General features: G+C 69.1%; 16 protein-coding genes. 5 read left to right on the plus strand and 11 right to left on the minus strand.

The annotated features are described in order from the left end of the window. Positions 1-5: 5 nt before the first annotated feature. The 8 genes from ACN267_RS25880 to ACN267_RS25915 all read right to left on the minus strand — a co-directional run bounded on the left by ACN267_RS25880 (position 6) and on the right by ACN267_RS25915 (position 8,565). Positions 6-1,046, minus strand: a complete 1,041-nt coding sequence (locus ACN267_RS25880; RefSeq protein ID WP_421489848.1) for a serine O-acetyltransferase — start codon at positions 1,044-1,046, stop codon at positions 6-8. A 243-nt stretch (positions 1,047-1,289) separates the two neighbouring features. Continuing rightward, a complete protein-coding gene (locus ACN267_RS25885; protein WP_421489849.1) occupies positions 1,290-2,318 on the minus strand; it encodes an isocitrate/isopropylmalate dehydrogenase family protein in 1,029 nt (342 codons plus the stop codon). A gap of 25 nt (positions 2,319-2,343) precedes the next feature. Further along, on the minus strand, positions 2,344-3,564 hold the full coding sequence (locus ACN267_RS25890) for a pyridoxal phosphate-dependent aminotransferase (protein ID WP_421489850.1): 1,221 nt from the start codon (positions 3,562-3,564) through the stop codon (positions 2,344-2,346). Then, the gene (gene leuD / locus ACN267_RS25895) at positions 3,504-4,130 is read right to left on the minus strand and encodes a 3-isopropylmalate dehydratase small subunit (RefSeq protein ID WP_204961846.1); all 627 of its coding nucleotides are present in this window, start codon (positions 4,128-4,130) and stop codon (positions 3,504-3,506) included. The genes ACN267_RS25890 and leuD overlap by 61 nt, the downstream gene beginning before the upstream one ends. 9 nt (positions 4,131-4,139) lie before the next feature. Next, entirely contained in the window at positions 4,140-5,537 is a 1,398-nt protein-coding gene (leuC, locus tag ACN267_RS25900) for a 3-isopropylmalate dehydratase large subunit (protein ID WP_204961845.1), read from the minus strand. Continuing rightward, positions 5,534-6,745: a LeuA family protein gene (locus tag ACN267_RS25905; RefSeq protein WP_421489851.1), complete on the minus strand. Its 1,212-nt coding sequence runs from the start codon at positions 6,743-6,745 to the stop codon at positions 5,534-5,536. Before ACN267_RS25905 ends, leuC begins: the two co-directional genes overlap by 4 nt. 414 nt (positions 6,746-7,159) lie before the next feature. Further along, positions 7,160-7,372 carry an MbtH family protein gene (locus ACN267_RS25910; protein ID WP_281902070.1) on the minus strand — a complete coding sequence of 71 codons (213 nt, stop codon included), beginning with the start codon at positions 7,370-7,372 and terminating at the stop codon, positions 7,160-7,162. Between the two features lie 35 nt (positions 7,373-7,407). Further along, on the minus strand, positions 7,408-8,565 hold the full coding sequence (locus tag ACN267_RS25915) for an NAD(P)/FAD-dependent oxidoreductase (RefSeq protein WP_281903336.1): 1,158 nt from the start codon (positions 8,563-8,565) through the stop codon (positions 7,408-7,410). Between the two features lie 424 nt (positions 8,566-8,989). On the opposite strand from ACN267_RS25915, the gene ACN267_RS25920 reads away from it, so the two are divergent. Then, positions 8,990-9,595 (plus strand): hypothetical protein, encoded by a 606-nt coding sequence (locus ACN267_RS25920; RefSeq protein ID WP_204961841.1) that lies wholly within the window; start codon positions 8,990-8,992, stop codon positions 9,593-9,595. 2 nt (positions 9,596-9,597) lie between these two features. Here the strand turns inward: ACN267_RS25920 and ACN267_RS25925 are convergent, their stop codons facing one another. Next, on the minus strand, positions 9,598-9,765 hold the full coding sequence (locus ACN267_RS25925) for a hypothetical protein (protein WP_204961840.1): 168 nt from the start codon (positions 9,763-9,765) through the stop codon (positions 9,598-9,600). Positions 9,766-10,041: 276 nt separating this feature from the next. Here ACN267_RS25925 and ACN267_RS25930 point away from each other — a divergent pair, with 276 nt between their 5' ends. Further along, positions 10,042-12,123, plus strand: a complete 2,082-nt coding sequence (locus ACN267_RS25930; RefSeq protein WP_204961839.1) for a serine/threonine-protein kinase — start codon at positions 10,042-10,044, stop codon at positions 12,121-12,123. A gap of 22 nt (positions 12,124-12,145) precedes the next feature. Here ACN267_RS25930 and ACN267_RS25935 read toward each other — a convergent pair whose 3' ends face one another. Continuing rightward, positions 12,146-13,030, minus strand: coding sequence for a hypothetical protein (locus ACN267_RS25935; RefSeq protein WP_421489852.1), 885 nt, complete (start codon positions 13,028-13,030; stop codon positions 12,146-12,148). A gap of 191 nt (positions 13,031-13,221) precedes the next feature. Between ACN267_RS25935 and ACN267_RS25940 the strand changes: the two genes are divergently transcribed. Both ACN267_RS25940 and ACN267_RS25945 read left to right on the plus strand, forming a co-directional pair. Continuing rightward, a complete protein-coding gene (locus ACN267_RS25940; protein WP_204961837.1) occupies positions 13,222-13,782 on the plus strand; it encodes a hypothetical protein in 561 nt (186 codons plus the stop codon). Next, positions 13,775-18,943 (plus strand): type IV secretory system conjugative DNA transfer family protein, encoded by a 5,169-nt coding sequence (locus ACN267_RS25945; protein ID WP_421489853.1) that lies wholly within the window; start codon positions 13,775-13,777, stop codon positions 18,941-18,943. Before ACN267_RS25940 ends, ACN267_RS25945 begins: the two co-directional genes overlap by 8 nt. Before the next feature lie 81 nt (positions 18,944-19,024). Here the strand turns inward: ACN267_RS25945 and ACN267_RS25950 are convergent, their stop codons facing one another. After that, on the minus strand, positions 19,025-19,336 hold the full coding sequence (locus tag ACN267_RS25950) for a trypco2 family protein (RefSeq protein ID WP_281902081.1): 312 nt from the start codon (positions 19,334-19,336) through the stop codon (positions 19,025-19,027). Between the two features lie 315 nt (positions 19,337-19,651). On the opposite strand from ACN267_RS25950, the gene ACN267_RS25955 reads away from it, so the two are divergent. Further along, a complete protein-coding gene (locus ACN267_RS25955) occupies positions 19,652-19,909 on the plus strand; it encodes a hypothetical protein (RefSeq protein ID WP_421489854.1) in 258 nt (85 codons plus the stop codon).

The raw sequence follows: 19,909 nt of genomic DNA on the forward strand, positions 1-19,909 counted from the left end.
CCCGCTCACTGGTCCGTCCCGGTACGTGGGGCGGATGCCGGTCCCGGCTCGGTGGGCCACACGTTCGGTAGCACCAGGCCCACGCTGCCGCCGTCGCGGCCGTTCAACCGCACCGGGGCCCGCCGGTTCACCGCCATCCCGGGCACCTGCAGCAGCAGGTGGTCGCCGCCGCGCCCGACGATGGCCACGGGCAGTTCCCCGTCACCTGCCGCGAACTCCGGCTCCACTCGCAATGTCGGATCGTGCAGACCTTCGCCGTACACCCGGAACCGGTCCTGGCTCACCGCCTCCACGCCGGTGATCGCCAGATCGGTGCGGCCGGCCGTGACCTGGTAGGCGTTCAGCACACTGACCCGGGACTGGGGAGGGACGTCATCGCGGACCAGGGCGTGACTGCCGATGATCGTGTCGTCGCCGATGGTCAACGGACCGAGGATCCTCGCGTACGCGCCGACCTCCACCCGGTCGCCCAGGGTCGGGTGACGCCGGTGCGGCAGATTGTCGGCGATCTTCAGCGAACCCAGCACCACGCACTGGAGGAGGTAGCAGTCGCTACCGATCACGACGCCCTCACCGACGACGGTCCCGGACCCGTGGTCGACCACGAACCGCGGCCCTATCCGCGCCGCCGGGTGCAACTCCACCCCGGTCTCGACCTTCGCCTGTTCGGAGATGCGTCGGGCCAGCAGGTACGCGTGCTGGTTGCAGGCGCCGCGGTGCCGGGCCGTGGTGAGCACATGGTGAGCCAGCCGGTACGCCAGCACGGCGTGGAACGAGCGGTAGGAGCCCAGCGCCTCCCGCCACGAGCCATGGGTGGCAGGGTCACGTGTCGTGAGCGCCAGGAGGTCACCGTCGACCAGGTCGATGAGTTCGTCTGCGGCCGGGTCCCAGGTGTAACCGCACAGGGCGCGGATCTGCCGAATCCGGGGGAGTGCCAACTCCCAGAGACAGGACGCCAGGTCTGCGCGGCGCTCAACGTTCTCGGTCATGTCGTTGGTGGCCACCGTGTGGCAGCTACAGAGTTGCGCGGCGTCATCAACGCTCATCAAACCTCCACGTCGCCTGCTGATCGATCGACCGTGGCTTCGGTGTGCCTCTCACTATCGACAAGCACCCTTGTTACGGGATGACACATCGGTTTCGCGGCAACCGGCTGCCGCGTGGCTGATCCGGGGTCCTGCCGGTACTGCCTGAGTCGCCGCTACGGTCTCGACTACGGAGTCGCTCCGGGCGACCAGGGACTGCGGCGATCGCGACCATGACCAGGCCGGCCCGAGCCCTGCCCCGGGTTATCGCAGTTCGGCGCGGATAGCGGCGCCAGCCTCCCGAGTGCTCAACGAGCCACCGATGTCGGGGGTGCAGCGTCCGGCCGCCAGCGCCGACGACACCGCTGCACGGATCGCCGCCGCAGCCTTGCCGAGGCCGATGCCCTCGCAGAGCAACGCCGCGCTGAGGATCGCACCGACGGGATTCGCCCTTCCTTGTCCAGCGATATCCGGTGCGCTGCCGTGGACCGGTTCGTAGACGCCGAAGCCGGTCTTCGGATTGAGGTTCGCCGACGCCGCCATGCCGAGGCCACCGGCCAACTGGGCGGTGAGGTCGCTCAGAATGTCACCGTAGGAGTTGTTGGTCACGATGACGTCGAAGGCCGACGGGTCGGCGATCAACTTCATCGCTGCCGCGTCCACGTACAGGTGGGAACAGTCGATGTCGGGCCGACCCTCGACCGCGTCACGCCAACAGCGCTGCCACAGCCTTCCGCCGTTGGGAACGGCGTTCGACTTGTCGACGAGGCATACCGACCTTCGCGCTATCGAGAATGCGTAGTCGAGCACGCGGGAGACACCGTGGTAGGTGTTGATCTCCTCGTCGATCGCGATTTCGTCCGGGGTGTCGGCACGGACCCTGCCGCCGACCCCCACGTACAGTCCTTCGGAGTTCTCCCGCACGATCACGCAGTCGACGTTCCGGCGACGGTCGTCCCGCAGCGGGCTCAGCCGAGCGTCCCACAGAAACGCCGGTCGATGGTTCACGTAGAGGTCCAGCGCGAAACGCATCTTGATCAGCACGCCCCGGCCGTACTCGGAGTTGTTGATGCCGGGAGCCCCGATGGCGCCGAACAGTACCGACCGTGCGGAGCGGATCCGTTCGAAATCGCTGGGAGACAGGCCCGTCCCGGTTGTCTGGAACGTGGTGGCGTTGACCGCGTCGAGGTGGTCGAAGTCGAGCCCGAGTTGCATCTCGTCGAGGACCTTGACGGCCTCGTCTGTCACCTCCGGGCCGATGCCGTCACCAGGAACAACAGCTATTACCGTCACTATGGGCTCCTCGGATGCGTAGCGGTCAGCGTAGGGGTTCCAGGGTCGCCAGTCGTCCCTGCGCGGTGTCGAGATAAGCCGGCGGTTTGTTGAACGCGATACGAACGAAGCCCGAATCTGCTGATCGGTCGGACATGAAGAGCCGGCCCGGGGCGAGGAGAACACCCAGATCTGCCGCGAGCCTACGGACGAAGGACTGACAATCCTCCCGGCCGTACGGCCCGAGCTCGGCGACGATGTAACAACCGCCGCGGGGCACCGTGCAACGGAGTCCCACACTGCGAAAGACGTGTAGCGCCCTGTCGCGCAGTTGCTGAAGCTCCGGCCGTGGATCCCAGTCCTGCCCGGCGACCAACCCCGAACGGGCGACGGCCTGTTGCAGGGGCACCGGAGCCCCTCCCGTCAAGCCGGTCTGAATGCCGCGCAACGCGCGGGTCAGTGCGGGAGCGGCGCGCAGGTAGCCGATGCGCCAGCCGCTGATGGCGTGGCTCTTCGAAAAACTCCCCACCACGACCACACGGTCCCGCAGTGCGGGCACGTCTGCCGCTGAGATGTGCGTTCCGTCGTCGTAGACGTACGCCGCATACACCTCATCGGAGATGACCATCAGGTCGTGCCGCTCACAAAGCTCCGCGATGACCGCCCACTCGTGTTCCGTCAGCACCTGACCGGTGGGATTGTGGGGCGTGTTCACCAGGATCGCCCTGGTACGGGGGCCGATCGCGGCGGCGAGTGCCGTAACGTCCCACCGCCACCCCGGTGGCCCGGCCCGGACGAACCTCGGCACGGCCGACGCCGCCGCGATCGAGACGAGATAGGGCTCGAAGAACGGCTCGACCACCACGATCTCGTCACCCGGGTCGACCAGGCCGAGCAGGGCGACGGCCAGCGCTCCGGCCGTCCCTACCGTGATGGTCACCTCGGCGTCCGGATCGGCCGGTGTACGGAACGACTGGCCCAGTGCCGCCCGGAGTTCCCCGTTACCGCGCATGTCGCCGTACTGGTTGTTCCCGTCCCGGAGGGCGGCGCACGCCTGATCGATCATCGCTTTCGGCGGCCGGGGCCATCCCGGGCTGCCCAGGGCGAGGTCCACCGCGCCCATCAGGCGTCCCGCCTCGACCAGCTCGCTGAGACCGTCGGCGGGAATCTGTGCCAGACGACGCGCGCCGGGGAGCGCCGCGTCCGTCACCGGTTGCCCGCCGCGGCCTGCGTTGGCCCACCGCTGCGCCGAGTTGTGGGCAGCCACGAAGGCCGACCCCGCTCGTAGTCCGCGATGTCCGCCGCATCGCGCAGCGTCACCTCGATGGTGTCGAGGCCGTTCAGCAGCAGCCAACGGGCGCGCTCGTCGATGCTGAACGACCAACGATCCGCGCCAGCGGTCAACTCGCAGCTCGTCAGGTCGACACTGATCTCGAACGCCGGGTCGGCTTCGGCCCGGTCCATCAGCGAGGCGACGGCATCGTCCGGCAGGGTGATCGCCAACAGGCCGTTGCGTAGGGCGTTGCGGTGGAAGATGTCGCCGAAGCGGGTCGAGAGGACGACCACGAATCCCCAGTCACGCAGCGCCCAGACCGCCTGCTCACGCGAGCTTCCGGTGCCGAAGTTCGGGTCGGCGATGAGCACGGTCGCACCTCGACGCTCGGCCGAGTTGAGGACGAAGGCGGGATCCTTGCGCCACCGTGCGAAGAGAGCATCCGAGAGACCGTGTCTGGAGATCCGCTTGCCGAACTCGGCCGGAATGATCTGATCGGTGTCGACGTTGCTTCGCCGGAGCACCATTGCCCGGCCCGTGTGTGTGGAGAAGGGTTCCATTGCCTACTCTCAGACCAGGTCTCGTGGGGCGGCGAGCCTGCCGGCCACTGCGGTCGCCGCCGCCACGGCGGGCGAGACGAGATGGGTACGGGCCTGACCACCCTGGCGGCCCTCGAAGTTCCGGTTGGACGTGGACGCCACCCGGTCCCTGCCGGAGATTCGGTCCGGATTCATGCCGAGGCACATCGAGCAGCCGGGCAGCCGCCATTCGGCCCCCGCGGCACGGAAGACCTCGTGTAGGCCCTCCTGCTCGGCTTGGGCCCGCACCCGGCCGGAGCCAGGGACCACGAGCATCTTGACCCCGGGCTTGACCTGACGGCCACGCAGGACCTCGCTCGCCGCCCGTAGATCCTCGATCCGCCCGTTCGTGCACGAGCCGAGGAACACCGTGTCGATCGGTATGTCACGCATCCGGGTGCCGGGTCGTAGGTCCATGTATGCGAGAGCGCGCTCGGCGCTTGCCCGTTCGACGGGGTCGGTGAACGATTCGGGCGACGGCACGGCTGCGTCGAGCGCAACCGCGTGCCCCGGATTGGTGCCCCAGGTGACGTGCGGGCTGAGCTCGGCGAGATCGATCCGGACGACCCGGTCGAAGGCGTCCGGATCGTCGGTCACCAGCGTCTCCCAGTCCGCCACCGCCTGCTGCCAGTCCGCGCCGGACGGCGCGCAGGGCCGACCCCGCAGATAGGCGAGCGTGGTGTCGTCAGGTGCGATCATTCCGGCTCGCGCGCCGGCCTCGATGCTCATGTTGCACATGGTCATCCGGCCTTCCATCGACAGGGCTCGTACCGCTTCACCGCGGTACTCGATGAGGAAGCCCTGGGCACCGTTGGTGCCGATGGCGCTGATGAGCGCGAGGATGATGTCCTTGGCCTCGGTTCCCGCCGGCGGCAGCCCGGTGAACTCGACCGCCATGGTGCCGGGGCGGGCGACTGCCAGCGTCTGGGTGGCGAGCACGTGCTCCACGTCGCTGGTTCCCACACCGAAGGCAAGCGCGCCGAGAGCGCCGTGGGTCGACGTGTGGCTGTCGCCGCACACCACCAGCATGCCGGGTTGCACCAGGCCGAGCTCGGGTCCGACAACGTGCACGATGCCCTGGCTGGCGTCACCCATGGAGTACAGCTCGATGCCGTGCTCAGCACAGCTGTTGCGCAACGCATCGATCTGTGCCCTGCTCGCGGCGTCGGAGATGGTCAGCGAATGCGTCGGCACGTTGTGGTCTTCGACCGCGAGCGTCAGTTCCGGACGACGGACCCGGCGACCGGACAACCCGAGGCCCTCGAACGCCTGGGGCGACGACACCTCGTGGATCAGGTGCAGGTCGATGTAGAGCAGATCGGTCCGGTCGTCCAGCTCGCGGACCACGTGGCGCTGCCACAGCTTCTCGGCCAGCGTCCTACCGGTCATCGGGCGAGCCCCGTGGTGCCCGCCATCTCGCTGAGGATCTCCTCACGCAACACACCCAGTTGGACGCACTCGCCGTCGGCACGACCGAGGACGTACTTGTCGTAGAGCAGGTCCACCGTGGCGTCGTCGAGGTCGAGCCCGGACTGGACGGCCACGTGCCGCAGCACCGCGCGACCGGAGTGGCGCGCCACCAGCAGTTGCGTCTCCCGGCCGAAGCGGCTCGGCTCGACGTACTCGTAGGTCAGCGGGTTCTGCAGCATGCCCTGCTGGTGCATGCCCGCCGCGGTGGCGAACGCGTACGTGCCGAACAGCGCCTTGTTGCGGGGCTCCTCGAGTGCGATCGCCGCGCGGATCGCCGTGTACACCTCGTACATCCCCTCGGTCTTGACGTCGGTCGTGGCTCCGTACACCTCGCTCTTGTAGGCCAGCAGACCGACGACCTCCTCGAGGGCGGTGTTGCCCGCCCGCTCGCCGATGCCGCCCAGTGTCACCTGGACCTCGTCCGCGCCGGCCTCGATGGCTGCCATCGTGTTGGCCAGTGCGAGTCCGAAGTCGTTGTGGCAGTGCACGGTGAGGCTCGCCGATGCCGGTGCCCACCCCCGGACCGTCGCGACCAGCGCGCCGAACTCGCCCGGTGTCGAACAGCCCATCGTGTCCCCGACACCGACCTGGGTCGCACCTGCCTCGAGTGCGGTCTCGACCGTGGCACGCAGCAGGTCGAGTGAACCGCGGCTGGAATCCTCCATCGCCAGGGTGATGAACGGGACACCGAGTGAGGAAGCCAGCGAGATGGCTTCGCTCAGCTCGCGCAGCGCGGCACGCCGGGTGATACCTCGCTTGTGTTCGAGGTGGATTTCGCTGGCGGTGGCGATGACCTGTAGCTGGTGGTTCCGCGTACCCGCCGCCTCGACCGCGGTCTCGACATCGCTGCGGACCGCCCGGCACAGGGTCGCCACCCGGGCGGTGGTCAGTGCCTCGGAGATCAGTCGGGTGGCCTCGACGTCCTTCGCCGAGGAGGCGGGGAATCCCGCCTCGACGGCGTCGACGCCGAGTGCCTCGATCCGCAGGGCGAGATCGAGTTTCGTGCGTGGACTCATCGCGTTGCGCGGAGCCTGCTCGCCGTCCCGCAGACTCGTATCGAAGATGGAAATTCGCCGCGGCGCGCGGCTGGTGCTGTCAGTCATTCCAAGCTCCTCGTTGCTGGTCACACGACGGTCGACTCGCGCCGGCTCGTGGCACCGATGGAATGTCCGCTCGGGCGGAAGTGACGCATCACGGCCCCTTTCGCGGGCTTTGCTGCCTACTCATCATGGGACGCGCACTTGCTTATGGCATGGACGCTCGGTGGCCATCGATCCCCACATCCCGGCACCGGTAACTGCTGATAGCCGCGCCATATGCCGGATGAGGTACGGGTCGCCTACGGAATGCATGTCCGGGCGGCGGGAAGGGAGCGGTGATCATCGGTGATCTCGTCTCTGTCCCGCGCACCGCTACGGTGTGCGGAACTGGCCCACCGCCGGTCGTACACCGTGATCGCCGAGTGAGTCACCGACGTTGCCGCGGCGACCGCGCTCGCTCCGGGTACGGCTTTCGAACCGGCGACGTGCTGGGTGCCTGGCTCAGTCCTGTTCTGCCATGGCGCGCCGCAGGCTCAGCGGGCGCATGTCAGTCCAGTGTTCATCGATGTAGGTCAGGCACTCGACCTTGGGGCCCACTTTGCCGACAGCGCGCCAGCCGGCCGGAATCTCGCGATCCGCCATCCAGATCGAATACTGCTCTTCGTCGTTGATGACGACCGTGTAGTCTCGGCCGTCCTCATCGTCAAACGCCATGATCCGCTCCATTGGTGTTGTGGCGGGATGTCGACTCAGACCACGTTGCGTTCGGGTCTGACGTCGGCACTGGCGAACCGGCCCGCCCGGAATCCCGTGACGTCGGTGAAGGGCTCGGCATCTAGGTAGAGGTCGCGAACGACCTCGCCCACGGCAGGGCCCATCATGAAGCCGTGGCCGGAGAATCCGGCGGCGTACAGGAAACGGGACGTCTCGGCTGCCTCCCCGACCAGGCCATTGTGATCCGGGGTCACCTCGTACAGGCCGGCCCAGCCGCCGGCGATTCCCACGTCGACAAGCCGGGGGGCACGCCGATGCAGGGCGCGGCCCAGCGCCGGCAGCCATCGATCAGTCGGGGACTGGTCGAACCCCGATTGTTCGTCCGGGTCCGGGTATCCCAACAACAGCCCCCGGCCCTCGTTGCGGTAGTAGAACGCCGTGCCGAAGTCGATGGTGAACGGGAGGCCCGGCCGACATCCCGGCAGGGGCTCGGTGTAAACGACCCCGCGGCGCAGCGGCGTCACCGGCAACGACACACCGACCCAGTCGCCGACACTTCCAGACCAGGCACCGGCGGCGCAGATGACGGTATCGGTGCGGATGGTGCCGGCCTCGGTACGCACAGCGCTGATCGTGGTGCCGTCGGTCTCGATGCCGGTGACCGCGCAGTGTGGAATGAGCTGGGCACCGTGACGCCGCGCGGCAGTGGCGAATCCGAGCACCACGGACTCCGGTGTGCAGTAACCGTCGTGCGGGGAGTAGGAGGCGGCGAGGAGGCCGTCCGTGACTATGTACGGCGACAGTTGCTGGGCCTCAGCCGGTGACACCATCCGGTTGGGTAGGCCGAGGTCGTTCTGTAGGCGAAGGTGCCGTTCGAAGTCGGCGACCGTGTCGGCGGAGTCCAGCAGGAAGAGATAGCCCACCTGCTGGAGGTCGATCTCCTGGTTGAAGCGCTGCGGAAAGGACTTGAGGATCTCCATGCTACGCATGGCCAAGTCGATGTTGAGCCGGTCAGAGAACTGGGTACGGATACCGCCGGCGGCGCGGCCGGTGGAACCACCACCCAGTGGGCCCATATCGAGCAGCACCACGTTCCGTACGCCGGCTGCGGCGAGGTGGTACGCGGTACTGACGCCGATGATGCCGCCGCCGATGATCACGACTTGAGCGGACGACGGCAGCGTCAAGCTCATGCTGATCCCTCCTCGTGTTCGGCGAGCCAGTCGATCCTGCTGTCGGGGACGGCTGGCGATTCGGCGCGGCCGGGTCGCCAGTCCCCGCGCGGCCGGCGTGACGAGGGCGCCGGGGGCAGTCCAGACCACTCGGCCGTTGCCGCCACACCTATTTCTCCTCGTCCGGTTATCGGTTGGCGTTCATGGTGGCAAAGCCGCCTGCTCTGCGACGAACCGGTTGGGGCGCCCGCTCGGTCAGGTGAAACAGGTGGTCTACTTCGGGCCGCGTGGCATGTCTCAGGTTGCCTACTGGCTTCCTACGGGTCTGCTACGGTCGGACACGTCGATGTGTCGATCTCAGCCAGGCTGCCTGGATCGCGGTAGCAGGTGTGGGCCTGCTGTAGACGGATCCAGTCGCTGTTCGAGCCCGGGAGGCTCCACCCTCGTGAACGCCTTGGACATCGGCCACCCTGTTTTCCAGCTCGAACTAGGTATGGACACAGCCGCCGTCGTCAGGTTGCTTGGCGAAAAATACCTGTCGATGGGCGCTTGCTGGCTCTACTCCGATACGCCGGCAGGATGTGACATTCAGCTCGTATTCCGCTTCGGGGCGCTCGCTTCGGTCGAGGTGAAGACCAGAGCGGCGCAGAGCGCCACGACTGTGCTCATGGTGATGGACCGCGACAGAATCGCAGCGGCCCCGCCCTACCAGGTGTTTGTGGACCGCGAAATACAACGCCGGGCCCGCCGAACAGTTGAGAAGATAGTTGTCCTGCATCCGGATGACGAGCTGTCACCGGAAGACTTGCGGGTCGTGGTGAGTTTCGTCGAGGTTAAACTGGGCGTCAATGCCAGTGGGGTACTTCCGCGGGTCATGTCCTACGACGTGGTGCCCGAGAGCATCACCCTGAGCTTCGGCATGGCAGTGCTCGCTAAACTGGTGAGCGAAGGTGAGATCGCATGTCATCCCGCCAACCCGGCATGGGTCGGCGAATTTAGCATCAGGGGAAACCCGCGTGTAGTCCTCGTTTGCTACGAACAAGATCTGTGACGTCAGCTGCCATGCGGTGACAGTTGTGCGGCGAGTGGGACAACCACGCTCACCTCATCCGTGATCTGCTGTAGAACACCTTTGCCGCCCGGCTTGAGTTCGAATGTGGAGAGCTGCCCGTCGAGCACGGTGTCGAGGTGGAACACGCCGTCTACCGGTAGCTGCAGCAACGGCCCACCCCGCTCCTGGTGGCCGCGACCCGGTCCGTTCGTCACTCCCCTGGTGACCGTGGAATTGTGGACACGACCTACGTCAGGGCCGACTGCCGGCACCTCGATCGGCCGGCGAGCAGCATGATCGGTTGATCGGGCCGCTGTTGAGGAACCGGCCCGTGTTCCAAATAGACTGCGCCACTGTGCCCGTCCGTCGGCTCGCCAGTAGGACCGGAGGGATGCCCGTCTTGGACGGATCAGCTGTTGGTGTGCCTGTCCCGACGTTGGTGACTGATGCCGACGCGTGACGACGACGGGTCGATGCCGCGCCCCGGGTCAGACCGGGCAACAGGGCCGGATCGGCTTACGGCGCTCCAGGCGATCCGGAGGTCGGCCCGTCAGCAGCGGCGCGACTTCGCCCTCGATCCCCGACCGATCGCCGTCGGCGGCCAGGCGCAGGTCTTCCGCGCCCGTCACAAGCCCACCAGCCTACCGGTGGCGTTCAAGAAACTCAGGGGGCGTTCCGCTGACGATGTCGCCCGGATGAAACGGGAGATCGAGGCTGCCGACCGCTTCAGTGAGAACCCCAACGTGTTGCCGGTGCTCGACTGGAGCCCTACACACGACTGGTTCGTCATGCCGTTGGCGGACGCGACGGCCCACGACCGCGCCGGTGAGTTGCGCGATTCCGTCGCCCTGCGGGCCCTGATCGAATCGGTGTGCAGCGGACTGCGGGAGCCTCACCGGCTTGGCTGGATCCATCGTGACCTGAAGCCGGAGAACATTCTCTGGTACGACGGGCGGTGGGTGGTGGCGGACTGGGGCCTCGGCAGGCGACCCCGAGGTGAGACCACCAACCCAGGCCGTACGCGGGCGGGCCGGTCCTTGGGAACCGAGGGATACGCGGCACCCGAACTTGGTGTCGACGCCCACATGGTCCTACCGGCAGCCGATGTCTACAGCATCGGGCAGATCATCGGCTGGGCGGTAACCGGATCCGTCCCTCGACAGAACGTGCCGCTCGTGCCGCCGTCCGGGCCATGGCGTTCCATTGTCCGGGCAGCAACGCAGGCGGATCCGGACCGGCGCCTCCCGACCATCGACGACCTCCTGGCGATGATCGCAGCAGAGTTCGACACGCCCACCGAGACATCAGCCCGAGGACGGCGACTCGTCGCCGCCGTACGCACCGGGGAACGGGCGGCTCTCGTTGATCTTGTCCGTCTGGCGGCGCGGTCTGACCTCGACGACGATCTGCTCCGGGACATCCTCGTCGCTCTCGACGGGGAACGGACGAGGATCGCGGTTTCTGGCTGTCCCAACGAGGTAGGCGAGCTGGTGCACAGCATCCACCAGCGGTATCCCGCCAGTACGGCGGCACGACCGGAAGCGGGCGACCCCGGGCCAGCGGTCAGGTGGTTGCTCTCCGTCGCTGAGCATGCAGAGGACCTGGACCTGTGGGAGCTGTTCGAGACCACCTCCGACGGCATCCTGCACCTCGCCGCGAGTGGCCGGTTGGACCCGGACGACGACCGCCGGATCGTCGGATGGCTGAGTGGTAGGTCCGGTGACGCGGCTGGTGCTGTCGCGGGGGTGCTTCGTCGGGCTCGACCAGTTCCATGGCTGACCGCGCTGGCGGACGTCCCCGCGCTGGACCGGCGGGTCAAGATGGCCGTGAGCTCTCACATGCGGGCCGGTGGCACCGGCCCGGACCGTCTGGCCGGTGGCACCGGCCCGGACCGTCTGGCCGGTCCGCCGGTGCCGGAGGCGTCGAACAAGCCGGGTTCCCGCCGACGGACGCGTTGGATCCTGACGGTGGCCGCGCTGTCGACGCTTGCCAGCGCCGGGGTGATCGTGGGAGTCGTGCTGAACGGCCAGGGGTCCAAAGGCGGAGCAGGCAACTCCGATGCCGGGGACAGCGTCGTCGGCGGCCTTCCCGACCGACCCAGTGAACTCGCCAGGTTCGATCTGGCGGAGTTCGTCGACGGCTGGGATTCCTATCCCAGTTGGAGCCGGTGCGTCACGGGCACCGGTAGCTTTGCCCTTACCGGCAGCTTCCCGGCTCGTCCGAGCGAGGTGGGTCTACCAACCCAGAGTGTGCACTGCACTAACGGGGCCAGCCTCAATGCGATGTTCGCCGAGTACAGACCAGGCACCTACAACGACGTGTCGCGCGTGTACCTGACTGCGCCACCGCCAGAACAACCGGTAAGAGGCGAGATTGAGCCTCCACCAGGCCTGCATGTCTTTGCCTGGAGCGCCACCGAACGAGCCCTCGTCTGGACCGACGCGGAGTCGGGACTAATCGGGGTGATCGTCACCGATAGTCCGGGAACCGACCTGGTCAAGCTCTGGAACACGTACCAGCCGGCGTAGGGTCAGCTCCGCTTTCGTTCCGCTAACCCCTCCGGATCAGCGTTGATTCCGCCCAGCCACAGATTCGGTCTTCGCCCCGTAGCGCCACGACGAGGGTCCACCTGCCCGTCAATTCCGAGTAGTCGGTGATGAGCGCGTCATAGCGGGCTGCTGGTTCCACCACCGGGGAGCGACCGTCCGGCCAGGTGTGCAGGAGGACCTCGCTGGTCGGGACGAGGTGTTCTGCGAGTTCCCCCGGTGAGCAGGTGGTGATCGGGCCGAGGCGAGGGCTGATCCGAACGGGCCATCCCTGCCGGACCGCCGCGACGTAGGCGATCGGCACCGAGCCACCGCCAGCGCAATCGTCCTCGGGACCCCACACGAAGCCTTCCACTGAGAAGCCCGTCGGAACAGGATCGACCGCCTCGATCAGCCCGTCGCACCGCGAGGCCTCGGCAATCGGCCGCCGGAGCTGCTGAGCGTCGCCCTCGTGCCACAGCCAGATGTACCACGAGACTGAGGAGGTCTGGCCACCCTCGACGGCCAACCCGACTGCGGCATCGGTGTCCCCGTCGCCATCAGCGTCGGCATAACGGGGTGGACCGGCCATTTTCCAGCGGTACGCGTCCATGCCTTCGTCGCCTCTCCGCTCGGCTTTGCCGTCGCGGAGCTGCACGGTCGAGTTCGTCACCGCGTCGAACCACTCCCGGCCCGCAAAGTCGATCGCGCGGATCTCCTGTGACGACGGACCGGTGGGCGCCGACGACGGGCCGCGCTCCGACGGCCGGTCGTCAGACTGCGCCGGACAGCCGGTCAGTGTGGGAATCGCCGCCATGAGGATGGCCGCCGCGACGCCCGCACGTTGCCGCACGAAGCTGCGGCCCTGAGCCGAGCGGGGCCGACCGGCCGCCGGTTCGAGCGTGCTCACGGGTCCGCCCCTCCGGGACTTCCGACGCCACAAGCCATCGAGAATATCTGATTCACCGCGCGGATGTCCCCTTTCCGACTACGGCGCCATGCGACCTTGAAGCCTGCGCCGATCACCGAAAGGATGCGGTGAACGGACCGGTTCCCCGTCAACGGAGGACGCGGTCCGATTCCGATATGGATGGTGCGGTGATGGCACGGTTCTGGGAATTGGTGCTGCGCGCCTGGGCCCTGGTCCTGGTTCTGCTCGTGCTCAGCTGGATCTGGGGAGTCAGCCGAAGGGTGGTCCGTTCCGTCCGCGCGACACTCGGCCTCCTGCGGGAGACGGCGCAGGCCCTCACCGAGACGGCCCGCGCGGTGGAGGAGTACCAGCGGGGGATGCAGGAGGACCGACTGCTCGGCCAGGCCCGGCGGATCGGCTTCGAACTCACCGGTCTCTTCGAGGGCAACGCCGACACCGGCCAGCCGGGCGCGGTCGTGGTCCGGGCCGAGAACTTGAGCGTCGACTACATCTACAACGTGGAGGTTCGATACGCCCCGGCGGAGGGCGAGGCGCAGTCGTCCCGAGGTATACAGCTCGCGCCGCAGATCCGCCAGGAGTGGACCTTCGAGATCTCCCCGACCGGGCCGGGACCGCTCCTGTCGGAGCTCACCCTCACCTTCTCCGACCTGCGGGGTCTGCGCTGGACCCGGAGCGCGGCCGGCTACACCCCACTGCTCGTCGAGCCGACGGAGGACAAGGACAGTGACTGACGACCGTCGGACCGTGGAAGTCAACTGCGCCGGGCAACCTCCCAGCCGGGGCTCCGGCTATCTGGTCGCGCCGGGGCTGGTCCTCACCTCCGCGCACGTCGTCCGCGACTGGCGGGACCGGCCGGAGCGGATCACCGTCCGCCGGGCCGGGCGGACCGGCGGCCAGGCACCGGCAGCCGGGACGGAGGCAGTCGGCCAGGAGGCGGCGACGCCAGGCGACGGCGAGGAGATCGCCACCGCGGAGGTGATCCTCCCGGCCCGGCCGGAGCTGGAGGTGGCGCTGCTCCGGCTCGTCGACGCCGACCCGGCCGACGGGGAACTGCCGATCGGTGAACTCGACGTCGACCATCCCCTGCCGTTCCGGGCCCCCGGCTTTCCCCGGTCGCAACGCGAGGGCGAGGTGCGCGGGATCGAGGTGGCCCGCGGCTACACCGACTGGGTCTCCGGCCGCGCCGACCGGCTGCCGCTCAACCTCACCACCGCCGTACCGCTGCCGGGGCAGGGGCGCTCGAACTGGTCGGGACAGTCCGGGGCGGCCGTGCTCACCCTGGACAACCTGCTCCTCGGCGTGGTCACCCACGACCGGCCGGACTACGGCAGCCGCCGGCTGGAGGCGGTTCCGGTCACCTGGCTACTTCAGGACCGCGACCTCGGCCCGGCTCTGCCGGACTCCTGGTTCGGCAGTGGTTGCCGCCGGCTGAGCAACCTGGTCGACTTCGCGCTCGGCCCCGACCTCGCGGTCCGGCTCCGGCCACCTTCCCAGTGGTTCGGCCCACGCATCCGGGAGAACCTGCGCGGCTCGATCGCCGCCCCGCTGCAGACCCGGTACGCCGTCGTCCCCTTCCTCGGCCGCGAGACGGAACTGGAGACGTTGCGCCGCTGGCGACGGGCGGAGAACCCACTGATCAGCTTCGCCGTCCTCTCCGGACCAGGCGGCATCGGCAAGAGCCGGCTGGCCAGCCAGCTCTGTGCCGAGGCGATGGCGGAAGGCTGGGTCGCCGGGTTGGCCACCGTGCACCAGACGGTCCCCGCCAACCGGCTGTCCGAACTGGCCCGGCCGGTCCTGCTGGTGCTCGACTACGTCGACCACCAGGCCGACCTGGTTGCCGATGTGGTGGAACGCTGTATGACCACCGAGGTCGCCGCCCCGGTACGGATCCTCGTCCTGGCCCGCTCCGCCGAGGTGTTCCGCAGCCGGCTGGACGCCGCCTTCGGCATGACCGGCGGTACCCCCGCCGAGGACATCCGCCTGCGCCGGGAGGACTTCACCGCGGCGGACCGGTACGCCCACTATCTCGCCGCGCACCGGGCCTTCCACGAGCTGCGGCGGGAGGAACACCCGGCTCCGGTGGCCGAACCGCCGGTCCCGACCGGGGAGGAACTGGCGGGAGAGCTGGCCGCCTTTCCCACTCCGCTGCTGGTGCACGCCAGGGCGCTGCTGGACACCCTCGGCCCGGACCCCGAACCCGGCCCCGACGACCAGTCCCCGGCCGGGCCGCCCGGCGTCGAGCGGACGGCCGGGGAACTGCTGGACCGGCTGATCAACCGCGAGGACAGCGGATTCTGGGCCCCCGCGTTGCGTCGGCACGATCTTGGTCACGACCAGCGCCGGGACCTGTTCGCCGTGGCCACCTTCGCCGGTGCGGAGACCCGGGACGAGGCCCGGACCGTGTTGACCGGGATCGACCTGGACCAGAGCGCCGCCGCCCGGGTGGCCGACACCCTGCACGACCTCTACCCGGGCCGACGGTACCTGCCGGCCGTCGAACCGGACCTGCTCGGCGAACACCTGATCGCGGCCCGGCTCCTCCCCTCGGGCGCGCAGCGGCTCTTCGCCGAGGTGGCGGGGGCGGGGGCCCGGTCCCGGATGCTGGAGTCCCTGCTGCGGATGTGCGGTTCGACGTACGGGCGGGTCCGCGCGGCGGCCACCGAGACCCTCACCGGGATCCTCCAGCGCCACCTGCCGGAGCTGGTCGGCCAGGCCACCGGCGCGGTCACCGCGGGCGACGACCCGGTCGCCTCCGACGCCTACCTGCTCCCCGCCCGGCTCGCCGCCGCGCTGGCCCTGATCGAGGTCCCAAGTGCCGCGGCCGAGGCGGCCGAGGTCACGTTCCCGACGCAGACCCGGCTCCAGCCGCTGGCGGTGGCCGTCTACGAGCAGGCCGCCGGCCATTGGCGCGACCGGGGCGACCTGGAGCGGGCCGCCCAGCTCTGGCAGGAGAGCAGCGTGGCGTACCTGGCCATGGGTCTGCCGGACGTGGCGATAGGGCCGTCGAACCAGGTGTTGGGATACTTCGCCAAGTTTCCGACGATGACCGGCCACCCCCAACTGAGCACCATTCTCAGCTCCAACTCGCTGATCGGGCTGGGGGCGGGCAACGCCGCCGCCGCCGTGCAGGCCGCCCGGGAGGCGGTGGAGGTCGCCCGCCGCGCCGCCGAGGACGATCCCGACCGCTACCGGCGGCCCCTCGCCGAGGCGCGATGGAACACCGTGTTCGCCCATCTGAGCGTCTTCGACCGGGTGAAGGCGCTCAGCACAGCCGAGGATGCGGTGCGCGACGTCGCGGAGCTGCCGCCTGTCGCCGGGGGCCGGGTGCTGATCACGCAGGCCCTGGTGTTGGTGGCCAGCGGTGAGCTGGAGTCGGCGATCGGGGCGACGGTGCGCGCGGTCGACCTGCTGAAGGAGGCGGACGAACCGACCGAGGCGGAGCTGGCCAGCACGATGATCTTCCTGGCCATACTCCGGGCGGCGACCGGGGAGACCTCCGAGGCGCTGCACCTGGTCGGCGATGCGGTCACCCAGGCCGACGCGATCACCCCGGCCACGGCGGACACCACCCGGCAGGCCCAGGCGCTGGTCCGGCTCGGTGCGGTCTCCGTACTGCTCCCGGTGGATCGGCCCGCCGCGCTGGAGTACGCCCGCGAGGCCCGCACCAGGCTCAGCCAGCTGCACGCCGAGGCTCCGGCGGTCTACGAGCTCCATCTGGCGCTCAGCCGGCTCATTCAGGTGGAGGTCCTGCTGGAGATCGGTGAGTCCGATCCGGCCGCCAGGGACCGGGCGGTCAAGGAGGCACTCCTCGTCGCCGACCAGGTCGACGAGATGTACACCAGGCGGCCCCGGTTGTATTTCAGCCTGCGGGTCATGGCCGCCCAGGCCCAGGCCCGGGCCCTGGCGGCGGCCGACCGGGCGGCCCGGGCGATCGAGATGCTCACCTCGGTGATCGAACAGGCCCGGCGGGTCGACCTGCCCGGCGCCCAACCCATGACGGCGCAACTGCTGGTGCTGAAGTCACTGATCGAATCCGGGATCGACGCCGACGAGGAGAGCCGGGAGACCGCCCGGGAGGCGGCGCTCCTCTACGAGCAGCTCCTCGACGAAGAGGTGAACCTGTTTCCGCTGGCCCTCGGTGCCCGGATCATCGAGATGGTCTCCGCCGCCGCGGTGGGACTGCAGTCGGAGGCCGCGACGGCGGGGGGAAAGGCGATCGAGATCGCCCGCCGGTACCTGCGCACGGCCCCGGGTGACCGTGCCCGGCGGGTGCTCGCCAGCGCCCTGGTGATCCGGGCCGCCCTGCACCAGGAGTCGAACGAGATGCGGCCGGCGGCGGCTCTGCTACGGGAGGCGCTAGCCCAGTACGAGGTGGTCACGCCGATCCCGGGAGACCTGGAGGACATCGACTACATGCGGGAGCGGCTCCAGGAGTGCCTGGAGCGGATCAGCGTGGACGAACGTTCCTCGGCCCCGGCCTCCCGGCCGCTGCCGGGGCCGGCCTATCCCGGGTACGCCGCCCCGCCGGCCGACGCCCACCCCACCGGTGCCTTCTCCACCGCCACCCTGGCCGAGCTGCTCACTCCCGAACCCTCCCCGGAGGAGCCGGAGCCCACCCGGCACCGGGTGGTGCTCGGCCGCTGGCGAGGCCAACCGATCCGCGCCGTCCGGTTCCGGCCGGTGCTGGCCATGGGGCCGCAGCGGAGCCGGAAGACCACCGGCATCGTGATCCCCACCCTGCTGGAGTGGGACGGGCCGGCCCTGGTCACCTCGGTCCGGACCGACGTGCTCAGCGCGACGTTCCGGCAGCGCCAGCAGCGGGGCACCGTGTCGGTCTTCGAGCCCGGCGGTCGGCTCGTCCACGGCTCGGCGGTCACCTCGTGGAACCCGCTGGACGACTGCCGTACCTGGGAGGGGGCGATCGTCACGGCCAAGTCGTTGACCGAGTCGGCCCGGCTCGGCGGCGACAGCGGCCTGCGGGACAGCCAGTTCTGGTACACCTCCGCCACGCAGTTGCTGCAGGCGCTGCTCTACGCCGCCGGGGGGACCGGCCAGTCGATGGCGGCGGTAAGCCGGTGGCTCAAGTCCAGCGAGAACGCCGAGGTGCGGGCGCGGCTGCGGGTACTCCAGCAGCGGGACCCCGACGGTGGGCAGGCCGCCGCGGCCTTCGCCGGTATCCGGGCCCTGGCCGACATCACCCTCTCCGGGGTCTACGCCACCGCGACCTCGCTGTTGGCGGCGTACGACTCACCGCGGGTGCAGGAGAACTCCCGCTCCGGCTTCGACGTGTCGGACTTCTTCAACGGTGAGGCGAACACCCTCTACCTCTGCGCGCCTCCCGAGGAGCAGGAACTGCTCGCACCGGTCTTCACCGCGCTGATCCGGCGGGTGATCGCCGAGGCGTACCGACGGCAGGCACTCGGGGAGCGGCTCCTGCCGCTGCTGCTCCTGCTGGACGAGGCGGGCAACATCGCCCGGATCGAGGATCTGGACACCATCGCCACGACCGCCGCCGGGACCGACATCCAGTTGGTCACGGTCTTCCACGATCTGGCCCAGATGGAGGCCCTCTACGGCGGTCACCGGGCGCAGAGCATCGCCAACAACCACTCGGCGTTGCTGATCCTGCCGGGCAACCGGGACGCCCGGACCGCGCAACTGGTCCGGGACGTCCTTCTCGACGAGCCGATGACCGGTGGCGTACGGCGTCAGTCGGTCCGGCGGCTTCCACCGGGTACGGCGTTCTGCGTCTATGAACACCTGGCCTCTGACATGATCGAACTGCGGTCATCCAGCCACGACCCGGACCTGCGGGAGGTGGTGGGAGAGCCGATCGAGGAGGATCCGGCCTTCCGTCGGCTCATCACCTTCGGTCGGCGTTCCTCAGCCTGAACCGGTCGGCCGGTCGGCCGGTCGGCCTGTCCGCAGGCCGGCCCGCTGGGGCGGCGCGCTGACCGATCCGACCGTGGCCCGTCAGTCGTCCTGGTCGTTGATGGCCACCCGCCTCCCGTCGCGGTACTGCGGCTCCAGGTTGAGGAGCACCCGGTGGGTGGCCGCGCGGGCGTGGTCGACCCCGCCGCCAACGGTCACGACCTTCCAGAGCCCCGCCTCGGCCTTCCCCTTCAGCGTCCGGGTCACTGTCAGCTGGAGCTCGACCTCGATCGAATTGACCGAGAAGGTCAGGTCCTCGTCGTCCGCCCACTCCACCGCCTGCAGGATCTGCTGACGCAGGCTGTGCACAGCCTCGGGAATGGTCAGGTCGTGGGTGGGGACATCCGGCTGCATCCACTACTCCTCGAATCGGGGAGTCCCATCGTGACAGCCGGTAGCAATCCACTGGTGACCCGGAGCAACGCCCCACCTTGGATGTCCCTGGCCGGCGTCGGCGTCAGCCGGCCGCAGGCGGAGCAGTGCACCCCGTACGCCCCACCGGAGTAGACCGTCGCGGCGGCCCGTTTCAGCCCACCGGGCGCTGTGGGTGCCGTGTCGTATCGTCGGGCCGTGGTCGTCCGTCAACCCCTCTCCTGCCCGCCGCGAGGCAGGTTGCCGCGGGTGCTGATCGCGGCGTCACTGGTCGCTGGGGTTACCGTGCCAGCTTTCGTGGTGCGCGAGCTGATCGAGCGGTGGGCAGGGCCGGGGCTGTTGGCTGATCTCGGGTTCGTGCCGGTCCCGGCGGCGGCCACGGCGTGGCTCGCGCCGCGTGTCTCCTACCGTCGGCGGGACGCCCTGCTGTGGCTGGTCGGGCCGGGCCTGTACGTCTTCGCGATCGTCGCCTGGCGGGTGGCGTCGCTACCGCACCGCGACTGGGAGCCCCGGCCGGACGAACTGCCCGGCGCAGTGTCACCGTCGAGCAGGTGA

The organism is Micromonospora sp. WMMD734 (genome assembly GCF_049178975.1).
In the GTDB taxonomy this organism is placed as follows: domain Bacteria; phylum Actinomycetota; class Actinomycetes; order Mycobacteriales; family Micromonosporaceae; genus Micromonospora; species Micromonospora wenchangensis.